The 20,025-nt window shown below is 67.9% G+C and carries 16 protein-coding genes; 5 read left to right on the forward strand and 11 right to left on the reverse strand.

Going from position 1 to position 20,025, the window contains the following annotated elements:
- Positions 1–397 precede the first annotated feature (397 nt).
- Together sucD and sucC are read right to left on the reverse strand one after the other, a co-directional pair.
- On the reverse strand, positions 398–1,312 hold the full coding sequence (gene sucD / locus ACIHAX_RS18010; protein ID WP_355074650.1) for a succinate--CoA ligase subunit alpha: 915 nt from the start codon (positions 1,310–1,312) through the stop codon (positions 398–400).
- Positions 1,313–1,338: 26 nt separating this feature from the next.
- Entirely contained in the window at positions 1,339–2,505 is a 1,167-nt protein-coding gene (gene sucC / locus ACIHAX_RS18015) for an ADP-forming succinate--CoA ligase subunit beta (protein WP_355074652.1), read from the reverse strand.
- Between the two features lie 537 nt (positions 2,506–3,042).
- Between sucC and ACIHAX_RS18020 the strand changes: the two genes are divergently transcribed.
- Positions 3,043–4,368, forward strand: coding sequence for a M23 family metallopeptidase (locus ACIHAX_RS18020; protein ID WP_397278555.1), 1,326 nt, complete (start codon positions 3,043–3,045; stop codon positions 4,366–4,368).
- A 439-nt stretch (positions 4,369–4,807) separates the two neighbouring features.
- Positions 4,808–6,190 (forward strand): DUF1731 domain-containing protein, encoded by a 1,383-nt coding sequence (locus ACIHAX_RS18025; protein WP_397278557.1) that lies wholly within the window; start codon positions 4,808–4,810, stop codon positions 6,188–6,190.
- Positions 6,191–6,301: 111 nt separating this feature from the next.
- Here ACIHAX_RS18025 and ACIHAX_RS18030 read toward each other — a convergent pair whose 3' ends face one another.
- Positions 6,302–6,583, reverse strand: coding sequence for a hypothetical protein (locus tag ACIHAX_RS18030; RefSeq protein WP_364428767.1), 282 nt, complete (start codon positions 6,581–6,583; stop codon positions 6,302–6,304).
- Between the two features lie 339 nt (positions 6,584–6,922).
- Entirely contained in the window at positions 6,923–8,149 is a 1,227-nt protein-coding gene (locus tag ACIHAX_RS18035) for a helix-turn-helix domain-containing protein (protein ID WP_397278559.1), read from the reverse strand.
- 215 nt (positions 8,150–8,364) lie between these two features.
- Here ACIHAX_RS18035 and ACIHAX_RS18040 point away from each other — a divergent pair, with 215 nt between their 5' ends.
- Positions 8,365–8,679: a hypothetical protein gene (locus ACIHAX_RS18040; protein ID WP_364428761.1), complete on the forward strand. Its 315-nt coding sequence runs from the start codon at positions 8,365–8,367 to the stop codon at positions 8,677–8,679.
- A gap of 190 nt (positions 8,680–8,869) precedes the next feature.
- Here ACIHAX_RS18040 and ACIHAX_RS18045 read toward each other — a convergent pair whose 3' ends face one another.
- Both ACIHAX_RS18045 and pcrA read right to left on the reverse strand, forming a co-directional pair.
- Complete coding sequence (locus tag ACIHAX_RS18045; protein ID WP_397278638.1) at positions 8,870–9,241, reverse strand: hypothetical protein; 372 nt, start codon at positions 9,239–9,241, stop codon at positions 8,870–8,872.
- Between the two features lie 111 nt (positions 9,242–9,352).
- The gene (gene pcrA, locus ACIHAX_RS18050; RefSeq protein ID WP_397278561.1) at positions 9,353–11,938 is read right to left on the reverse strand and encodes a DNA helicase PcrA; all 2,586 of its coding nucleotides are present in this window, start codon (positions 11,936–11,938) and stop codon (positions 9,353–9,355) included.
- Between the two features lie 384 nt (positions 11,939–12,322).
- Between pcrA and ACIHAX_RS18055 the strand changes: the two genes are divergently transcribed.
- On the forward strand, positions 12,323–12,616 hold the full coding sequence (locus ACIHAX_RS18055; protein ID WP_062977356.1) for a chorismate mutase: 294 nt from the start codon (positions 12,323–12,325) through the stop codon (positions 12,614–12,616).
- A 147-nt stretch (positions 12,617–12,763) separates the two neighbouring features.
- Here the strand turns inward: ACIHAX_RS18055 and ACIHAX_RS18060 are convergent, their stop codons facing one another.
- Positions 12,764–13,540 carry a hypothetical protein gene (locus tag ACIHAX_RS18060; RefSeq protein WP_397278563.1) on the reverse strand — a complete coding sequence of 259 codons (777 nt, stop codon included), beginning with the start codon at positions 13,538–13,540 and terminating at the stop codon, positions 12,764–12,766.
- A gap of 634 nt (positions 13,541–14,174) precedes the next feature.
- Positions 14,175–15,632, reverse strand: a complete 1,458-nt coding sequence (locus tag ACIHAX_RS18065) for an NAD-dependent succinate-semialdehyde dehydrogenase (protein WP_364428749.1) — start codon at positions 15,630–15,632, stop codon at positions 14,175–14,177.
- Between the two features lie 213 nt (positions 15,633–15,845).
- Between ACIHAX_RS18065 and pgi the strand changes: the two genes are divergently transcribed.
- Entirely contained in the window at positions 15,846–17,483 is a 1,638-nt protein-coding gene (gene pgi / locus ACIHAX_RS18070) for a glucose-6-phosphate isomerase (protein WP_364428746.1), read from the forward strand.
- Between the two features lie 19 nt (positions 17,484–17,502).
- Here the strand turns inward: pgi and ACIHAX_RS18075 are convergent, their stop codons facing one another.
- The 3 genes from ACIHAX_RS18075 to ACIHAX_RS18085 all read right to left on the reverse strand — a co-directional run bounded on the left by ACIHAX_RS18075 (position 17,503) and on the right by ACIHAX_RS18085 (position 20,008).
- Complete coding sequence (locus ACIHAX_RS18075; RefSeq protein WP_364428743.1) at positions 17,503–18,051, reverse strand: potassium channel family protein; 549 nt, start codon at positions 18,049–18,051, stop codon at positions 17,503–17,505.
- Positions 18,052–18,133: 82 nt separating this feature from the next.
- A complete protein-coding gene (locus ACIHAX_RS18080) occupies positions 18,134–18,850 on the reverse strand; it encodes a nucleoside/nucleotide kinase family protein (RefSeq protein WP_397278566.1) in 717 nt (238 codons plus the stop codon).
- A gap of 246 nt (positions 18,851–19,096) precedes the next feature.
- Positions 19,097–20,008 carry a LysR family transcriptional regulator gene (locus tag ACIHAX_RS18085; RefSeq protein WP_355074673.1) on the reverse strand — a complete coding sequence of 304 codons (912 nt, stop codon included), beginning with the start codon at positions 20,006–20,008 and terminating at the stop codon, positions 19,097–19,099.
- Between the last annotated feature and the right edge of the window lie 17 nt (positions 20,009–20,025).

The raw sequence follows: 20,025 nt of genomic DNA on the forward strand, positions 1-20,025 counted from the left end.
AAATCGAGTCGTACATGGTCTTCACGGCTGGATTACTTCTGACGCTACTGCACTCCCTCGCCGAGGTCATCCCGCCGCGACGGCCGCGGCGAGCGGATTCGCCCGCATCACGGCAGGTCGCGGCGGTGTCCGGCGCGAAGCTCCTAGCGAGACCACCTACCGCTCCTTGAAACTGTTGCCCGCGATGGCGCTTTTCACACCACACGGATTCTCAATAGCGGGGAATTCCCGGTGACAACGAGATGAACCATCCGCCCGGCTGCCTCGTGATGGATAGCGAGGAGAACCGCGAGTGGCTGGACCGGACGCTCGGCTTCTGCCCAAGCCTGAGCCCCCGCCACACATGACGAAGGCCGCCCCCCGAATTCGGAGGCGGCCTTCGTGCACGGCGCGGAGATCAGGCGCTGATGCTGGCCTTCTCCAGGATCTCGCGAGCCAGCGCGGCGGTCTCGGACGGCGTCTTGCCGACCTTCACGCCCGCGGCCTCCAGCGCGTCCTTCTTCGCCTGGGCGGTGCCCGAGGAGCCGGACACGATGGCGCCCGCGTGGCCCATCGTCTTGCCCTCGGGGGCGGTGAAGCCTGCCACGTAGCCGACGACCGGCTTGGTGACGTTGGCCTTGATGTAGGCCGCGGCCCGCTCCTCGGCGTCGCCGCCGATCTCGCCGATCATCACGATCAGCTTGGTCTCCGGGTCCTTCTCGAACGCCTCGATGGCGTCGATGTGGGTGGTGCCGATGACCGGGTCGCCGCCGATGCCGATGGAGGTCGAGAAGCCGAAGTCGCGCAGCTCGTACATCATCTGGTAGGTCAGCGTGCCCGACTTGGACACCAGGCCGATCGGGCCCTTGCCGGTGATGTTGGCCGGGGTGATGCCGACCAGCGACTCGCCGGGGGTGATGATGCCGGGGCAGTTCGGGCCGATGATCCGGGTCTTGCCGCCCTTCTCCACGTTGTAGGCCCACGCGTAGGCGGTGTCCTGCACCGGGATGCCCTCGGTGATGACCACCAGCAGCGGGATCTCCGCGTCGATGGCCTCGATGATGGCGTCCTTGGCGAACTTCGGCGGCACGAACGCGATGGACACGTCGGCGCCGGTCTCCTTGATGGCCTCGGCGACGGTGCCGAACACCGGCAGCTCGACCGCGTTGCCGTCCTTGTCGGTGTGCGCGACGGTGGTGCCCGCCTTGCGCGCGTTCACACCGCCGACGATCTGGGTGCCCGCCTTCAGCATCAGCGCGGTGTGCTTGGTGCCCTCGCCGCCGGTGATGCCCTGGACGATGACCTTGGAGTCCTTGTTCAGGAAGATAGACATTTCTTTTCGTCCTTACTCGGCCGTCGTTATCGGGCGGCTGCCAGTTCGGCGGCCTTGTCGGCGCCTTCGTCCATTGTCTGCGCCAGCGTCACCAGCGGGTGGTCGGCGTCGGCCAGGATCTTGCGGCCCTCTTCGACGCGGTTGCCGTCCAGGCGGACGACCAGCGGCTTGTTGGCCTCGTCGCCCAGGATCTCCAGCGCCTTCACGATGCCGTTGGCGACCGCGTCACACGCGGTGATGCCGCCGAACACGTTGACGAACACGCTCTTGACCTGGCTGTCGTTCAGGATGACGTCCAGACCCGCTGCCATCACCTCGGCCGAGGCGCCGCCGCCGATGTCCAGGAAGTTGGCCGGCTTCACGCCGCCGTGGCCCTCGCCCGCGTAGGCGACGACGTCCAGGGTGGACATGACCAGGCCTGCGCCGTTGCCGATGATGCCGACCTCGCCGTCGAGCTTGACGTAGTTGAGGTCGTTCTCCTTGGCCTTGAGCTCGAGCGGGTCGGTCGCGTCCTTGTCCGCGAACGCCTCGTGCTCCGGGTGGCGGAATCCGGCGTTCTCGTCGAGGGTGACCTTGCCGTCCAGCGCGAGGATCTCGTCCTGCGGGGTGCGCACCAGCGGGTTGACCTCGACCAGGGTGGCGTCCTCCGCGACGAACACCTCCCACAGCTTCTGGATGGTCACGGCCGCGGCGTCCAGCACGTCGGCGGGCAGGTGGCCCTGCTCGGCGATCGAGCGCGCGAACGCCAGGTCGACGCCCTTGACCGCGTCGACCGGAACCTTCGCCAGCCGCTCCGGCTTGGTCGCGGCGACCTCTTCGATCTCCATGCCGCCCTCGACCGAGCACATGGCCAGGTAGGTCCGGTTGGCCCGGTCCAGCAGGAAGGAGATGTAGTACTCCTCCGCGATGTCCTTGGCCTCGGCCACCAGGATCTTCTTGGTGATGTGGCCCTTGATGTCCAGGCCGATGATGTTCTGCGCGTGCGTGAGCGCGTCGTCCGGGGTCGCGGCGTACTTGACGCCACCGGCCTTGCCACGGCCACCGGCCTTCACCTGGGCCTTGATCATCACCGGCTTGCCGATTTCCTCCGCGATGGCGCGGGCGTCCTCGGCCGTGTCCGTGACGCGGCCCTCGGACGAAGGCACTCCGTGCTTAACGAAGAGCTCCTTCGCCTGATATTCGAAGAGATCCATGTACTCACCGTCTCGTCTGCGTTGTGATGACAACGTCTTTGTTGGCGGCCCGACGTCGGAAGCGGGTCGGGTCGGACTCTAACCAGTCACATGGAGGGCCAATCGGCCACGTTCATCCTAAGTGGCGCAGGTCACCCGGCGTCGTTCGGAGCGGCAAAACCGCTGGCCAACACTACTGGCGAGTAGGTTGCTGACACCGCGCCAGGTAGAGGACGGAACCCGGGAGCGCGCCGGAATCTACTACAACTTGTCGTTGAACGACCTCTCAGGGGTGCCCATACCGCAGTGAGATATTCCGCGGGCCGAGCGTGATGAATCTCACATGTTTGTTACGGAAGCGGCGCACCGCTTGTCGCGGCTCAATCGTTTCGTTACCGTCAATGCGGTCGATGTCACAACACGGTCACGACTAGGAGGACGGCAAGCTTTGACGCAGCACAGCGCTCCGCAGACGGAGAGCCGCTCCGCATTCGACCGATCGACGCCGCTGGTCAAGCGGCTTTCGAGTTCCACCAGCTTCACGATGTGGCACCGCCGATGAACCACAGTTCCACCTTCGCTCCCACTGATCGCTCGCGGACGGGACATCGTTACCGCCCCGACGACGAGTCCTTCGCCCCGGCGAGCTACGCCGAGCCATCGTTCGACCCGCACTACGCCGGGTACGAGGCTCCGCAGGGCGAGTACGACTTGCAGGCCGCCGGCGCCGGATACGGCTTCGAGACCGAGTCGCCCGTCCACGACGGGGGCTACGACCAGCCGGTCCACGCGAACGCGGCCTCCGACAACTCCTGGGCCACGAACAACGCCTGGCCGCAACAAGATTGGGCCCAGCAAGAGGCCTGGTCCGATGGTGCGGCGTGGAACTCCGGCGAGGCGTGGAACTCCGGCGAGGCGTGGAACTCCGGCGAGGCGTGGAACTCCGGCGAGGCGTGGAACTCCGGCGAGGCGTGGGCCGAAGAGGAGACCTGGGCGCCCGACGAGCGAGCCTGGGTGTCCGACACCGGCTGCTGGGCTCCCGAGGAGTCCTGGGCGACCGAGACCGCCGAGCCCGAACCCGAGTCCGACGAGGAGCCGGGCGCACGTGCTCTTCCGACCGTCATCCCGGGGCGCCGTGCCACGAACAAGCGCGGTGGCGCGCACCGGGTGGCCGCGCCGCCCGCCGCGCTCAAGGGACGCGCCGCGGTGGCGGCCGTCGCCGCTGGCGCTGTCGTAGCGGCCGGACAGGCCGCGTTCGCCTCGCCCGACCAGCCCTCGCAGGCGGTCGACTACGAAGCCGCCGGACAGATCCACGAGATCGCCGCGCAGTCGATGAACGTTGCCGACCCGACGGCGGCGCCGGACTCACCGCAGGTGCTGAGCGTCTCCGCGCCGGCCAACCTCGATCAGTTCAACGACATCCTGCAAAAGGGCCAGAAGTACGCCGAGGACCTCGCCGCCCAGGAGGCCTCGAAGCTTCGGCCCCTGTTCACCAGGTTCGCCGCGGGCACTTTCACCTCCGGCTTCGGCGCCCGCTGGGGCGTGCAACACCTCGGCATCGACATCGCGGGCCCGATCGGCACCCCGATCTACGCCGTCGCCGACGCCACCGTGATCGAGGCCGGTCCCGCGTCGGGCTTCGGCATGTGGGTCCGCCTGCTGCACGACGACGGCACCGTCACCATCTACGGCCACATCGACACCGCCACGGTGTCGGCGGGCCAGCGTGTGCTCGCCGGTGACCAGATCGCCACGATCGGCAACCGCGGGTTCTCCACCGGCCCGCACTGCCACTTCGAGGTCTGGTTGAACGGCACCGACAAGGTCGACCCGCTGCCCTGGCTGGCCACCCGTGGCATCAGCCTCGGCCCGCAGCGCGACTGAGCGACGCCTTGACGCGTGCCTGACGCGCCTTCCCAGTCGGCTGGCCGCGACCCGGCGGACCATGGATCGCACAAGCCAGAGGTGGATGTACGCTCCTCCGCTGTGTTCGCGCACGATGAATGCGGGTGCGAAACCGGTTACAGCACATAGCTGCTCGCAGCAGTCCGGCCAGCCCGTGCTCGCCCATCGCAGCGGGCTGCTCACCATGAACGCGGGCGTGCGGCCCGGCTTCGGGTGCGAAACTTCGCCGCGTGCGCGGTCGCCTCATCCGCTCGGTAATTGCAAGTCGCGAATCCGTAATGGCCCGGCGCGACCCCCTCTAGCGCGAGACTTCGCCCGCGCAGCCTGGCCAGCGCATTCTCGTTGAGTCGAGGTGTGTCGCGGTACATGACGATGCACACGATTCCCCCGCGGCAGACATCGGGTTAGCGTCGAGCCCATGGCACGACGTACAACGACGTACACACAATTCATCGCGTTGCCTGCTGAACGGATCTGGGAGGTACTCGCCGATCCGCCGCGATGGCCGGAATGGAACCCGGGGATCGCGTCGGTGCGGCTCGACAGTCCGATCGCAGTGGGCAGTACGGGAAGCTATGTGCCGCAGGGGCAGGCGCACCGCGCTTTGCACGGGCGCGCCGTGCTGCCGTTCATCGTCGCCGCTGTCCGGCCGGAACGGGAGCTGCGGATCGAGCAACCCGAACCGCTCGGGCGGATGCGGCTGACCTGGACGCTGACGCCGCGCGACGGCGGCACCGAAATCACCCAGCGGTTGACCTTCCTCGGCGCGTCGGCCGGTATGGCCCGGCTGCTCGACGCCGCGTTCCTGGAAACCGATGTGCGGGTGTGTTTCGCCCGCTTGGCCCGCTCAGCCGGACTCGAGCCCGCCGCCGACGCGCTCACGGTGGTCATCCCGGGCGGCACCGGCGGGCTGGGCAGGCATGTCGCCGCCGACCTCACCTGTCGTGGGCATCGCGCCGTCATACTCACCCGCCGTCGCGATCCCCAGCTGCCGTTCGATCAAGCGGAGTGGGACGGCAAGTCGGTCGGCGAATGGGTTGCGGCACTCCGTAATCCAGGACGGACCGCGATCGTCAACCTCGCCGGGAAGCTGGTCGACTGCCGACCGACGCCGGAGGACATCGCCGAATTACGGGCCAGCCGAGTGGATTCCACCCGCGCTCTGGTTGCCGCCGCCGCGACGCTGGACGCGCCGATCGACTACTGGGTGCAGGCGAGCACTACCGCGATCTGGTCCGATGCGGGCGAAACCCATTGCACCGAAAGCACTCCCCTGCCGATCGGGCTGCCGCAGATGACCGGCGTCGCCGAACCGTGGGAGCGCGCCTTCGACTCCGCCCGCGCGGCGCACTGGACGATTCTGCGCACCTCGATCGTGCTCGACGCACAAGCGCCCGCCCTGAAACGTCTCACTCAACTCACCAGAGCCGGGCTCGGCGGTCGAGTCGGGCCCGGCCAACAATGGTTCAGCTGGATCCACATCGAGGACTGGCTCGCGATCGTTCGCGCCGCACTCGGCCTCGATCCGGCGCTCGAACTGCCGAACGGAATCCTGGTAGCCGCCACCGATACACCGGTTCGCAACCGCGAGCTGATGCGCGTCCTCCGCAAGCGCCTGCACCGGCCGCCCGCGCCGCCGACCCCGGAATTCGTGCTGAAGCTAGGCGCGCTCCTCCTGCGCTCCGATCCGGCCCTCGGTCTGACCGGCCGTCACGCCAGGTCGGAGGTACTGAAGAAGGCAGGTTTCACCTTCCGCTACCCCACCCTCGACAAGGCGTTGGCAGACCTGCTGCCGCATTGACACCGCGAAACGGACCGGTCATGCGGCCTCTCCGGCAGGATGGTCCACGCCAGGGAAGTACGGACCGTATCGCTCACGTCTACGCAGCGTCGGAGCCCCCGGACTGCTCGCCTACGATGCGTCCCGGGGAGCCCACTTGGACCGGACAGCGGAAACGAACGCAGCCGCTCCGCCCCAGCCCGGATCGATGACGATTTCGTATTCGGTGCTGTCGAACGCGTCCAACTGAACCACAGTGGTGTGGTTCTCATCGGTCGCGACAATCCGGCCATCGATCATTTGATCAACACCGTGCGCGAACTGTTGGACTCCATCCCAATCGAATGCCACTGCACCGGCGGAAACCATCTCCTGGAACTGTGCCCAGGCGGGACGAGTGATTCCGGTGGACATTCGACCGAACGTCCCGTCGAACTCCTCGACCACCCACCGCCAGTTGTTCGGCGGGAACAACTCGAGCAAATCGCGCAGGCGGACCAGTGTGCGCTGGGAGGTCCACATGGGAATCGTTTCGCTGATCATCAGGCGTCCTCGACGGTACAAGCGGGCTACGTCGCGAAGGCTACGACCATACGAGCAAGCCGTCACCCGATTTACTGGCGCGGCAGTTCTGGGTGCCGCACCCAGTTCGGCATGCCGACGTGCGCCGAACCCATCCGGGCGGAGGTCACGACCACTGGTCTGGGCTGGAGAGCGTTGAGCAACGGGCCGCTAGCAACGTACTGTGCGCTGTCACGTTGCCTTGCTGGCGAGCAATTCCGGAGCGACCTTCCGCACCTTCCGCACAACCTTCGATGCGCGGTCCGAGGACACGGTGGACAGAATCGGCAGTGCGGGACGCCATAGCTTCGCCGCGTCCTCATGCCGTCCGAGACGCCACCGGATCAGCCCCGTCTCCGCGGCGGAAAGCGCGTGGATTCGCGTGTGCGTAACAGCGCTCCACATCGAATGCGACAGGAACAGGTACCGCTCGGCTTCAGCGTGGTCGCCCAAAGCGGCGAACGCTTTCGATGTCTGCCTGGCTACGCTCGCCTTATTCGGGCACCAGAGGGCTGCCCAGCGAGGCAACTCGGTGGTGATTTCCGCATCTATCCACGGCTCGGCCTCCCGCAACGTATTCCGCGCTGCTCGATGCTGCCCCGTTTCGGCATAGCAGCGCGCCAGCCCGACCAGGAACAAGGACATGGTGTCCGGGCCTACTTTGTCGCGCGCCACTGCCACTCCACGTTCGGCAAGCTCAGCGGCGTGCTGCGGCTGTCGTACATCGGTGGCATGTAACCCGAGCATGCGGAAGCAGAAACCGTCCTGCCCCGGAACTCCGGATTCCTCCGCGAGCCGCAACGCCGCGAGGAAATAGCGCTGCGCGATGCCGTCCTCACCGGCATCGTGCGCCTTGAAGCCTGCCAGGTAGGCCAACTCGGCGGCGGAACTGAACGCGGCGGAACGGACTGTCGAATCGGCGAACCTCGATCGCAGCAGGGACGCGACGTCGGTGCTCAGGAACTCCGCGACGGCGGTTCGGCCGATGCCGCCGCCCTTGACTTCGTCCATGCGCAAGAAGGCATCCGTGATTCCCTGGACGGCACGGACTTCCGGCATGCCTACGTGCGCGGATTCGTCGATGCGCATCAACCGGGCCACATCGGACTGTGACGCCAGCGCTGTCGCGGACAGCGCGGCGCTGTAGACGGATGTGCGCAGGAACGACCGCCGGTCGACGTCCGCTCGGCCCAACATACTGACCAGTGTGACAGGGTCGCATGTCATTTCGCCGCATGCGCGCAGGTAGGCGGCGACCACATCGGCTGAGGCGGCGCGCGTTCCGGTCTCCACATGACCCAGGTAGCTGCGCGAGAACGGTATGCGGGCAGCCAGTTCGGCCAGTGAGAGCCCCGCCGCCTGCCTGGCTGCTCGCAGACGTTCCCCGATGTCAGGAGCAAATCCCCCGTCCGTCCCCATGCGTGGATCGTATGCGGATCGGTAGACGCGCTGTAGCCATTTTCCCAGTCCAGAGCGAAGTTTTTCGCGCGACGCTGGCAGCCGCACCCACCCGGCGGGCGCGTCCCTCCGTTCCGAACGGACGCATCGCGAGCTGTGAGCGGCTCCGCGGTGACCATCACCCCGCCGGGTGGCGTGCGTCCACATGACGAACGAGAACAGCAGGGGTGAACGCGATGGGGTTCAACTGGTGGCGAGACGGCGAGCAAGACGACATGTCGGCGCAAGCGATCATCGATCGCGTAGCCGCCGAGTGGCGCGCCGCACGCGAACGCGAACGGATCAGCGCCGAGCGGCCCGACGCCGGGCTGTGGCCTACCGGTTGGCCGCACGAAGCTCCCGAAACGCCGTTGAGCGTTCCGGAAGCGCATCAGACCATGCAACGGCACAGGGCATGCCGAGCCGATCAATGCCCGCGTAAGGCAGCGGCCCGGCAGACGCTCATCGAGGCCGGGCGGATGAAGCCGGACACCTCGCGAGAGCCGCGCTGACACGATCTCGAGGCGGGTCGTGCGAAGCTGTCGGGCTGGCGAATTTCGGCTGACTGGTGCGCGCTCCGCTCATCCCACGAGGAGCGCGGTATGGACGGAATGCCCGGACCACGGCGACGACAAGCGAAGTCCCTGGCTGAGCTACGGCGGCGGAAATCGACGCACCTGCTCCGTCGATGATCGGCGTTGCCTACGGCGCCGCCGTGATCGCGAGGGCGACCAACGCGACGACCTTGACGACCTCCAGGCCGATGTACCAATAGTGCGCGTGGGAGCGCGGCAGTTCCTCGCCCGCCAGCACGCGATCGGAGCGGCGTGAGAGCGGCGGGCGCACCACCACGATTTGAACGGCCAGCACTGCCGCGGCGACGCCCAGCCACGCCCACGTCGCCGCGCCGGGGCCGACGATCACTGCGGCGAGCACCAGCAGCACCGCGAGCACAGCCTCCACGGTGTTCAGCGCGCGGAACACGAGGCGGCCGATGCCGAGCCCCAGCGGCAGCGTGACCCCTGGGGCGCGGAACTTCAGCGGCGCTTCCAGGAACGAGATGGCCAGCACCATGCCGAGCCAGAGCACGGGCAGGAACCACAGGAGATGCTGTGCGATCGTATCCACGTCGCGGACGCTACCGGCGCGACACCGGCAAGGGCAGGGTCGAAAGGCCTACGCGGCTCATAGCTTGACCAACGTCCGGCTGTACTGCGGGATCAACCGGATCTTGCCCGCGGTGCCGAAGTCGATGGTCACCGTGGCCAGTGGGCCGAAGCCCTCCGCCGCGATCACGCGGCCGAGACCGTACTTGTCGTCGCTGACCCGATCGCCCACGGCGAGGACCAAATTCGTGTTGTTGCGGGTCGCGCCGCCGGGAGCGGGCCTGCGCGGACCGCGATCACGCAAGCCGGGACGCGGCTCCGCCCAGCCGTCGCCGCGGGTCCAGTCCCGCTCCAGCCCCTCGTCGTCCCCGCCACGCCGCCGCAGACCCCTCGTCGCGGGTGAACCGGCGGGCTCGAGCCGACGCCAGTCGATGAGGTGACCCGGAATCTCCTGGAGGAAGCGCGATTCCGGATTCGACACCGGCTGGCCCCAGCCGGAACGCACCACCGCCCGCGTCAGATACAGCCGCCGCCGGGCCCTGGTGATGCCGACGTAGGCGAGGCGGCGTTCCTCGGCCAGCTCGGTCGGATCACCGAGTGCGCGCATGTGCGGGAACTGCCCGTCTTCCCAACCCGTCACGAACACCACCGGGAATTCCAGCCCCTTGGCGGTGTGCAGCGTCATCATCGTGACCACCCCGGAGCCCTCGTCCGGAATCTGGTCGGTATCGGCCACCAGCGAGACCCGCTCGAGGAACGCGGCGAGCGAACCGGGATCCGGCTCGCCTTCGCCCACCTCGGGCAACAGCCCCTCCTGCCGGGCGGCCTCCGCGTTGTTGTGCGCCTCGGAGCTGAACTCGCGCGCGACGCTGACCAACTCGTTGAGGTTGTCCAGCCGGGCGCCGTCCTGCGGGTCGTCGGACGCCTCCAGCTCGGCGCGATAACCGGTGCGCTCGAGCACCGCGTCGACGACGTTGCCCAGGTCGGGGAAGTCGGACTCCGCTTGTTCGCCCGCGGCCCTGATGTCGTCGAGCAATTCCAGGAAGCCGGCGATGGCGCGCTGAGCGCGCGTGTTCAGCAGCGCCACTTTGCCTTCGGCGGCGTCGCGCAGGGCGGCGGCGAAACCGATCCCGCGTTGTTCGGCATGGACAGCCACGCAGGCTTCGGCTCGGTCACCGATGCCGCGGCGGGGCGTATTGAGGATGCGGCGCATGCTCACCGCGTCCTCCGGGTTCTCCAGCACGCGCAGGTAGGCGACCACGTCACGCACCTCTTTGCGCTCGTAGAAGCGGACACCGCCGACCACCTTGTAGGGCAGGCCCATCCGGATGAAGATCTCTTCCAGCGCGCGAGAGTTGTTGTTGGTGCGGTAGAACACCGCGACGTCGCCGTAGTTGGCCTCGCCCTGGTCGACCAGCCGGTCGATCTCGCGGGCGACGAAGGACGCCTCGTCGTGCTCGTTGTCGGCGACGTAACCGGTGATCAGGTCGCCTTCGCCGGAATCGGTCCACAGCTTCTTCTCGCGCCGGTTCTCGTTGCGCGAGATCACCGCGTTGGCGGCGGAGAGGATGTGCTGGGTGGAGCGGTAGTTCTGCTCCAGCAGAATGGTTTCGGCGTCGGGGAAGTCGCGCTCGAACTCCTCGATATTGCGGATCGTCGCGCCGCGGAAGGCGTAGATGGACTGATCGGCGTCACCCACCACACACAGTTCGCTCGGCGGCACCCGGTCCTCGTCGCCGCCTTCCACGTGGTGGCCGACCAGCTCGCGGACCAAGACGTACTGCGCGTGGTTGGTGTCCTGGTACTCGTCCACCAGCACGTGCCGGAACCGGCGGCGGTAGTACTCGGCGACCTGCGGGTGGTGCTGCAGCAGCGCCACGGTCTCGCCGATCAGGTCGTCGAAGTCCAGCGCGTTCGCCGAGCGCAGCCTGCGCTGATATTCGGTGTAGACCTTGGCCACCAGGCCGGGCAGCTCCGTGTCGTCCGATTCCGCGTCGGCGGTGGCGCGGGCCGGGTCGATGAGTTCGTTCTTGAGGTTCGAGATCGCCGTCGCGAGCAGGCGCGCCGAGTACTTCTTGGCGTCGATGTCCAGGTCGCGGCTGATCATGGTGAGCAGGCGCCGGGAATCGTCCGCGTCGTAGATCGAGAAGTTCGAGTTCAGGCCGGGCAGCAGCGCCGCCTGGGTCCGCAGGATGCGGACGCAACTGGAGTGGAACGTCGACACCCACATGGCGTTCGCCCGCGGGCCGACCAGCCCGGTCACCCGCTCCCGCATCTCCGCGGCGGCTTTGTTGGTGAATGTGATGGCCAGCACCTGGCCCGGCGTGACACCGCGGGCGGCCAGCAGGTAGGCGATGCGGCGGGTGAGCACGGCCGTCTTGCCCGAGCCCGCGCCCGCCACGATGAGCAGCGGGGATCCGGTGTGCACCACCGCCGCGCGCTGCTGTGGATTGAGGCTGTCGAGCAGGCGCTCGGCCTCCTCGGCGCGCCGCTGTTCCCGCTCGACGCGCTGCCGTTCGCGCTCGGCGTCCGTTGGCGGCGCCTCGGGAACGGAGGCAGGCTGCCGCCCCTCCGCCGCGTTACCGCCGGCGAGCTGCGGTTTCGATGTCGGATCCGGGTGCACGACCCGACCGCCCTGCGTCTTGGGAGCCACCGTGATGTCCATCGTCCATCCACGCTACCGGCGGGCACCGACAGAGATGAAGCCCCGGGTGACATCGGTATCGGTTCGGCGCCGGTCGACTGAACGGCGGGTGAACTCCCCCTGGTGGGAAGGGCGGGCGAAACGACCTGCGTTTCTCGCGACATTGCCAAACGTATACGTTTTGCATACCCCCCTACCCGTGGCACACTGGCGACATGCTCAGCGCTTTCGCAAGACATCCGATTCGGCTGCCAGCCGAACGCCGGGATCGCGGAGCCTGTACCTGAGCACGCCTTCTGGGGGGACAATACAAGGCCCCACCAGGTCTGTTTCACGGTGAAAGAACTGATCGGTAACGAGCCTTCGGCACCCGCCGATCCATGTTCTGACACGAGGAGATGAATGATGAGCACCCCTGCCACGACGACCGGGTCCGAATCCGCGCTGCCGCAGACCGAGGCCGAGATCGACAAGCTCCGCAAGGAGATCGACCGTCTCGACGCGGAGATCCTGGCCGCGATCAAGCGCCGGACGGAGATCTCCCGGATCATCGGCCGGACGCGCATGGCGTCAGGCGGGCCGCGCCTCGTGCACAGTCGCGAGATGAAGGTGCTGGAGCGCTTCAGCGAGCTCGGCCAAGAGGGCCACACCCTCGCCATGCTGCTGCTTCGCCTCGGCCGCGGTCGTCTCGGCCACTGATCTGACCCCAACGCGGCGCTCGCGAGACCGTCGCTTTCGAATAGACCGCCCCGGGCTATGCCACCCGGGGCGGTCACTTCATGTCCGCCCCCAGAGGAGCGCGGAAGGTTTTCAGACCGTCGGCTTGGTGGAAGGCGTCCACCGACGCTATCCGGGTTCGGCGGCCGGTCCATCACCTGAGGTGGAATCGTTCAGCGCCCGCAGGTCGGCCCTCAGCTCTGCTTCGAGCGGTTCGGCATGCGAGCGCATAACGGGATGCACATGGCGAAGATGCTCGAGGTCTTGACTTGTCCGTTCGATCGCGGCCGCTCGTTCCGCGGGGCTGCCCTCCGCCGCGATCGTGCGATTGGTCAGGACACGCCAATCCACTCCGGATTGGTCCAGCGCCTGTCGCAACGCCGGACTGGGTGACTGGTGCAACCCGATGAAATCTATGTCCGCGGTTGTGAGATCGAACATCTGGGCTTCGATGAAATGGCTGGCGCGAAAATCTGCTCCGAGATAGTCGCGGCCGATAGGAGCGAGATCGCGCACTCCGACGCCATAGGAATATTCCGACGGGTTGTCCAGGGGGGAGGGTATCGCCCGTTCCCTTTCCACCAGCGAGTCACCGAACGTGATGGTCGTTCGTGACCGGACCTCCGGCTTCAGGTAGATCTGATTGTCGCCGTAGTTCAGCTCCGACAACCCATCGATCATGCCGTCTTGGGAAGGACGCACTCCGTCCACGGCAACGTAGCCGTAGACGGGCGGGTTGTCGTGGACGTGCGGGCCGAACCACTCTTCTTCGGCATGAGCGCGAACGCCCACGGGGTTGCGGCTCCCCCTGATTCGCCCTTCCTCGAGAAGTGCCACGAGTTTGTCGTCGCGGACGCGGATGGCGAGCGGTTTCCCGTCGAGCGCGTCCTTCAGTTCACGCCGCATCTGCTCGCGTAGGTCGGCGCTGTCCCGGCCGAGAGAAGCCGCTGTTTCCTCGATTCTCCGGTCGATGATGGCGTATTGCTCCAGCCGGGACAGCCGACGGTTGGCTATGAAGTCATACAGGTCCTCGTCGGTCGGTCCGTTCTCGCCGAAACGTCGATTCAGTTCGGCTTCGAGTCTCTGTCCGGCCCGGCTCAGCGACGCTCGGTCCGGCGGCGGGGGGCACAGATCCCGCAAGGGACCGGCATCGCCACCTGCCGCGCGTCGGATCGCGAGCGCACCGTCGGCGTCCCCGTGCGTGTGCACATCGACGACTTCCCGGGAAGCGCGGGCCGCGCCTGTTTTCATGTCCGCGAGGCCCTCGGCTTCCCTCTTGGTCAGCCGTTTCAGATCGTCCACGGCCCGCAAGAAGGCTCTGACGATGCCGTTGCTCAATCAGGCGTCACCGGCACCCGCACCTTCTCACAATCAGCCCCTTCGCCGCCTCCTCGGACCTCAGGTAGAGGCTAGTGTCGATGATCGACGAAGTCGTCCCCCGGAAAGCAGGGGGGCTGCGCGGGTCGGCGCCGACAGGCCGGATTCGACCCTCAGGTGCGCGATCGATCGCCTTCAGTGGCGCGGAATCCGCGGCACGCTCTCACGTGAGCGCGATGTATTTGGTGGAGAGGTATTCCTCGATGCCCTCGGTGCCGCCCTCCCGGCCGAAGCCGGACTCCTTGACGCCGCCGAAGGGGGCGGCGGGGTCGGAGATGACGCCGCGGTTGACGCCCACCATGCCGGATTCCAAACCCTCGGCGATCCGCAGCGCGCGATCGAGGTCGCGGGTGTAGACGTAGCTGACCAGCCCGAATTCGGTGTCGTTGGCGGCGGCGAGCCCCTCTTCCTCGGTGTCGAAGCCGACGATCGGCGCGACCGGGCCGAAGACCTCCTCGCGCAGGATCCTGGCTTGCGGCGGGACGTCGCGCAGCACGGTGGCCGGGTAGTACCAGCCGGGGCCGTCGGGCGCCTTGCCGCCGATCAGCACCTGTGCGCCCTTCGCGACGGCGTCGTCGACCAATTCGCCGACCGTGCGCAGTTGCTCCTCGTTGATCAGCGGGCCCAGCGTCGTGTCCGGGTCGGCGCCCGGCCCGAGCCGCACACTGCTGGATATCGCCTCGACCAGCTTGGTGGTGAACTCCTCGAGCACGCTGTTGTGCACGTGGAAGCGATTGGCGGCGGTGCACGCCTCGCCGCCGTTGCGCAGTTTCGCCAACATCGCGCCCTGCACCGCGGCATCGACGTCGGCGTCGGCGAACACCACGAACGGCGCGTTCCCGCCGAGTTCCATCGAGGTGCGCAGCAACCGGTTCGCGGATTTCTCCACCAGCTTCTTGCCCACCTCGGTGGAGCCGGTGAAGGTGAGTTTGCGCAGCCGGGCGTCGTCGATCAACGGTTGGGTCACCGCGCCGGAGTGGCTGGAGGTGAGCACCGAAAGCACGCCGTCGGGCAGTCCCGCCTCGCTGCACAGCTTGCCGAGCAGCAGCATGGTCAGCGGCGTCGCCGAGGCGGGCTTGACGATCATCGTGCAGCCCGCCGCCAGCGCGGGGCCGATCTTGCGCGTCCCCATCGCGAGCGGAAAATTCCAGGGCGTGATCGCCAGACATGGGCCGACCGGCTGCTTGTGCACCATGATCCGGCCGGTGCCCGAAGGCGCGTGCAGATAGCGCCCGTGCACGCGGGCGGCCTCCTCGCTGAACCAGCGGAAGAATTCGGCGCCGTAGCGCACCTCGTTGCGGCTCTCCGGCAGCGCCTTGCCCATTTCCAGGGTCATCAGCAGGGCGAACTCCTCCGCGCTGGCGGTGATCCGCTCGAACACCGCGCGCAGGACCTCCCCGCGCTCCCTGGCGGGCGTGGCCGCCCACTCGTCCTGCACCGCGACGGCCGCGTCGAGCGCGCGCAGCGCGTCCTCCGGCGTCGCGTCCGCGACGTTCGCCAGCACCTCCCCGGTCGCCGGATTGTGCACCGGGAAGGTACCCGCACCGGTGGCGTCGACGGCCCGCCCTCCGATCCACAACTGCGTCGGCACGGATTCGAGAAGTTCACGTTCGGACACCATGCGGCCAGCCTATGCCGCGAGACCTCATCCTGGAACGGACGCGGACCCCGGATCGGACCCACGTCCACCGCATGGGCTCGCGCGTTGCGCCCTCGTGTGCACGGTCGGGGTAAGTCCGGTGTGGCAACGGGTGTCCACCTTCGACGCCGATTCGACCGACTTCCGCGCCCGCAGCCGTGCGCGCGGCGGTGCCTGCTTGTAGTCTCGGCGAACGTGAGCAGCGACATCACCGCGACGGCGGCATGGCGGAAACTGCACGATCACCACGGCACCGTCGCGGGACGACACCTGAGGGAGTTCTTCGCCGACGACCCGGCCCGGGGCAGCGAGCTGACCGTCCAGGTGGCGGACCTGCGCATCGACTACAGCAAGCACCGCGTGAACCGCGAAACCCTGCATCTGCTGGTGGAATTGGCGCGCGAGGCGGGCGTGCCCGATCGTCGCGACGCGATGTTCCGTGGCGAGCACATCAACACCTCCGAGGACCGCGCGGTCGGCCACGTCGCGCTGCGGTTGCCCGAAGGCGAGACCATGGTCATCGACGGCGTCGACGCGGGCGCCGAGGTGCACGAGGTGCTGCGGCGGATGGGCGAGTTCACCGACGCGCTGCGCTCCGGCGCGTGGCGGGGAGCGACCGGCGAGCGCATCACGACGGTGGTCAACATCGGCATCGGCGGATCGGATCTGGGTCCGGTCATGGTGCACCAGGCGCTGCGGCACTACGAGGACGCGGGCATCGGCGCCAGGTTCGTCTCCAACGTCGATCCCGCCGACCTGGTCGCGAAGCTGGCCGGGCTCGACCCGGCCACCACCCTGTTCATCGTCGCGTCCAAGACCTTCTCCACCCTGGAGACGCTCACCAACGCGACCGCGGCCCGGCGCTGGCTGGTCGCCGCGCTCGGTGAGGACGCCGTGGCCAAGCACTTCGTCGCGGTGTCCACCAATGCCGAGCGGGTCGCGAGGTTCGGGATCGACACCGCGAACATGTTCGGTTTCTGGGACTGGGTCGGCGGCCGCTACTCGGTGGACTCCGCGATCGGCCTGTCGGTGATGGCGACCGTCGGCAAGGAGCGCTTCGCGGAGTTCCTCGCCGGTATGCACGCGGTGGATCGGCACTTCGCCCAGGCGCCGCTGGAGGCGAACGCTCCGGTGCTGCTCGGCCTGCTCGGTGTCTGGTACTCGAATTTCTTCGGGGCGGAATCGCATGCGGTGCTGCCGTACTCGAACGATCTGGCCCGCTTTCCCGCCTACCTCCAGCAGTTGACCATGGAGTCGAACGGGAAGTCGGTCCGCGCCGACGGCACCCCGGTCTCCACCTCCACCGGCGAGATCTTCTGGGGCGAGCCGGGCACCAACGGCCAGCACGCCTTCTACCAATTGCTGCACCAGGGCACCCGCCTCATTCCAGCGGATTTCATCGGATTCGCCCAGCCCACCGACGATCTGGCGACCAGCGACGGCACCGGCAGCATGCACGACATCCTGATGAGCAATCTGTTCGCGCAGACCAAAGTGCTCGCCTTCGGGAAGACCGCGGAGGAGATCGCCGCCGAGGGCACCGATCCGGCGATCGTGCCGCACAAGGTGATGCCGGGCAACCGTCCCTCCACCACCATCCTCGCGCCGCGACTCACCCCGTCGGTCGTCGGTCAGCTGATCGCGCTCTACGAGCATCAGGTGTTCGTGGAGGGCACGATCTGGGGCATCGACAGTTTCGACCAGTGGGGTGTCGAACTCGGCAAACAGCAGGCGCTCGCCTTGGCGCCGCTGCTCACGTCGGCGGAAGACCCCGAACCGCAGGACGACTCGTCGACCGATTCGCTCATTCGCTGGTACCGCGCCAACCGCTGATCGCGTGCGACGCTCGGCGCTAGTCGCCGCCGCCCGTCGGACGGTTGCGCTGCGCCTCGTTCAACTGCTGGATGATGTGTGAGGTCGATATCGCGATCAGGATGCCGATGACGCCCAGGTCGAAGGCGACCTGCACCATGGTGGCCACCTTCGCGGCGTCCCCCACCGCGTGCACGTCGCCGTAGCCGATCGTGCCCAGCGTGACCACCGTGTAGTAGAGCGCGTCGGTCCGCGTGTGCAGGCCCTCGAACTGGCCGGGTGCGCGCGATTCCAGCACGTAGTAGTACAGGGCGAAGAACGTGACGACGACACAGACCACGAGCAGCACGTCGTTGATGCGCCCGACGGTCGCGCGCGGATCCATGATGTACCGCCGGATGCGCCACCGGGCCAGCCAGATCAAGCCCGCGACGCCGACGACGAACGCGAGCAGCGCCGACACGCCGGACAACCGGCCCAGATGCAAAGCCTTCAGCGGCAGGAAGTAGTAGAACAGCAGAGCGCACACCACGGCCAGCAGGTTGTGCAAAGCACGCGACAACCTGCCGACTGCGCGATTCTCCGTCATTCCTCCATCATCGGCCCAGGTGGAGCGCAAGAGACGCCGCACGCGCCGGACGATGCGCGTTGCGATCCCAGGGATGCGTCGGCTACGAGATGCTCGGATCGACTGCTGATGCCCGGGGCGGACCGGCCACCGCATAGCCTCCCGCATGCCAGCGCAGCAAGAGGTCGGCGCGCTCGCGGGTGGTCGCGACCAGGTCAGCGTTGCGCAAGTCGCTGTGGTGCACTTTGTCGTGTGCCGCCGCGGGGGTGCGGCCACCGCGAATGTGCCGGTCCAGCAGGCGATTCGCGATCACGTCGCGCGCGGCGTCCAGGTACCAGCACTCGTCCAGCAATGGGCGAACCGCGGACCACCGCCGCGTCCCGAAGTCATCGAGCAGTAGGTAGTTGCCCTCGGTGAGGACGATGGACTGCCGGTCGAACACCACGCCACCGGGAACCGGGGCATCAATGGACCGGTCGAATGTGGGCCACGGCACCGGCTCGCCTACCGGCGTGGTGCGCAGGCGGCGCAGCTCCGAAACGTAACCGTCGACATCGAAAGTGTCCGGCTCACCCTTGCGCGCAAGGCTTCCTGCCGCCCGCAGGACGTCGTTGGACAGGTGGAATCCGTCCATGGGCGCGATTTCGGCGACCGCTCCGTCCACCTCGGTATTGATCGCGTCGCGCAACGCGATCGACAAGGCGGATTTGCCCGCGCCGGGCGGCCCCGTGATGCCGAGCAGATACCTTCCCCGCCCGGCCCGATCCAGCACCCGCCGGACCAACCAGCTCAACGGTCTGTCGACGAACTGCCCTGCCACCGCCGCCACCCTACCGGCGGTCCACCGCTTCGGATCGCCACTTCCGCTGACCGGCGCTCGCGCCTCGCAAAGGTATCCACACTCGTCCACAGAGTGATGCCGCGCGCGCTTGCCCGGCTCCAGCTGGGCAAGGCGCGGATCACGCTCCAGGAGGGCGGGAGCGGAAGCGTATGCGGCGCGGGCTTGTCGCCGTGTCCGTTCGTGGCGCTGCCCCCGTGGTTCCGGTCCACGAGAACAACGCGGCGATCAGCGAAGGCGCTGGCGTACCTGGGCGGACAAGTCGGCCGCTCGGTCGCGCAGCGCTTCGGCGAACGCACCGCGCGAATCGGCGGCTCCGCGGTCGCCACGATGCGCGATGACCGTGCGCCGAACCGCGGCGGGGTGGTCGATGCGCAGCAGCGCGACGGTCGGCGGCAGCACGGGGACGGCGATGCCGGGGACCACCGTGATACCGAGTCCGGCCGCGACGAGACCGAGTTTGGCGAACCAATCACGCGCGACGAACGCGATGTCCGGCTCCCAGTCCGGGTCGCGCCAAGCACCGAGGAGGGTGGCGGACGGCTCCTGGCTGCCCGCGATCCATCGCTCATCGCGCAATACCTCGGGGGTCGCGCTGGTGGCGCCCGCGAGCGGATGCGTGGGCGGGACCGCGACCAGCAACGGATCGTCCACCAGGGGTTCGATCTCCACGCCGGAGGGCAAGGGGTCCGGCGCGGTCACCACTGCGAGGTCGAGGCGTCCGCGCGAGACGGCGGTGAGCAGTCTGGGACTGAGCCCCTCGCGCAGCGAGATCCGCACCTGCCGGTCACGGGTCGCGGAGATCGCCCCGGGCACCAAGGCGGCCATCGCGGTGGAGAACGCACCGACGCGCAGGCGGCCCGCCGGGCGCGCCGTGAGATGACGGATGTCGTGCCGGGCCTGCTCCAGTTCGCCGAGGATCACGTCCGCGTGCCGCAGCACGATCCGCCCCGCCTCGGTGGGCTGCACGCCGCGGGCGTGTCGCTCGAACAGCGCGCGGCCCGCCGCCCGCTCCATGAGCGCGATCTGCCTGGACACCGCGGACTGGGTGTAACCGAGGTTCTCCGCGGCCGTCGAGAAGGACCCGCAGGCGGCGGCTTCCCGCACCACGCGGAGACCGGAGACGGTGAACTCATCCATGCGCAATTCTCATACCA

The organism is Nocardia sp. NPDC051929 (assembly GCF_044548645.1).
GTDB classification, from domain to species: domain Bacteria; phylum Actinomycetota; class Actinomycetes; order Mycobacteriales; family Mycobacteriaceae; genus Nocardia; species Nocardia sichangensis.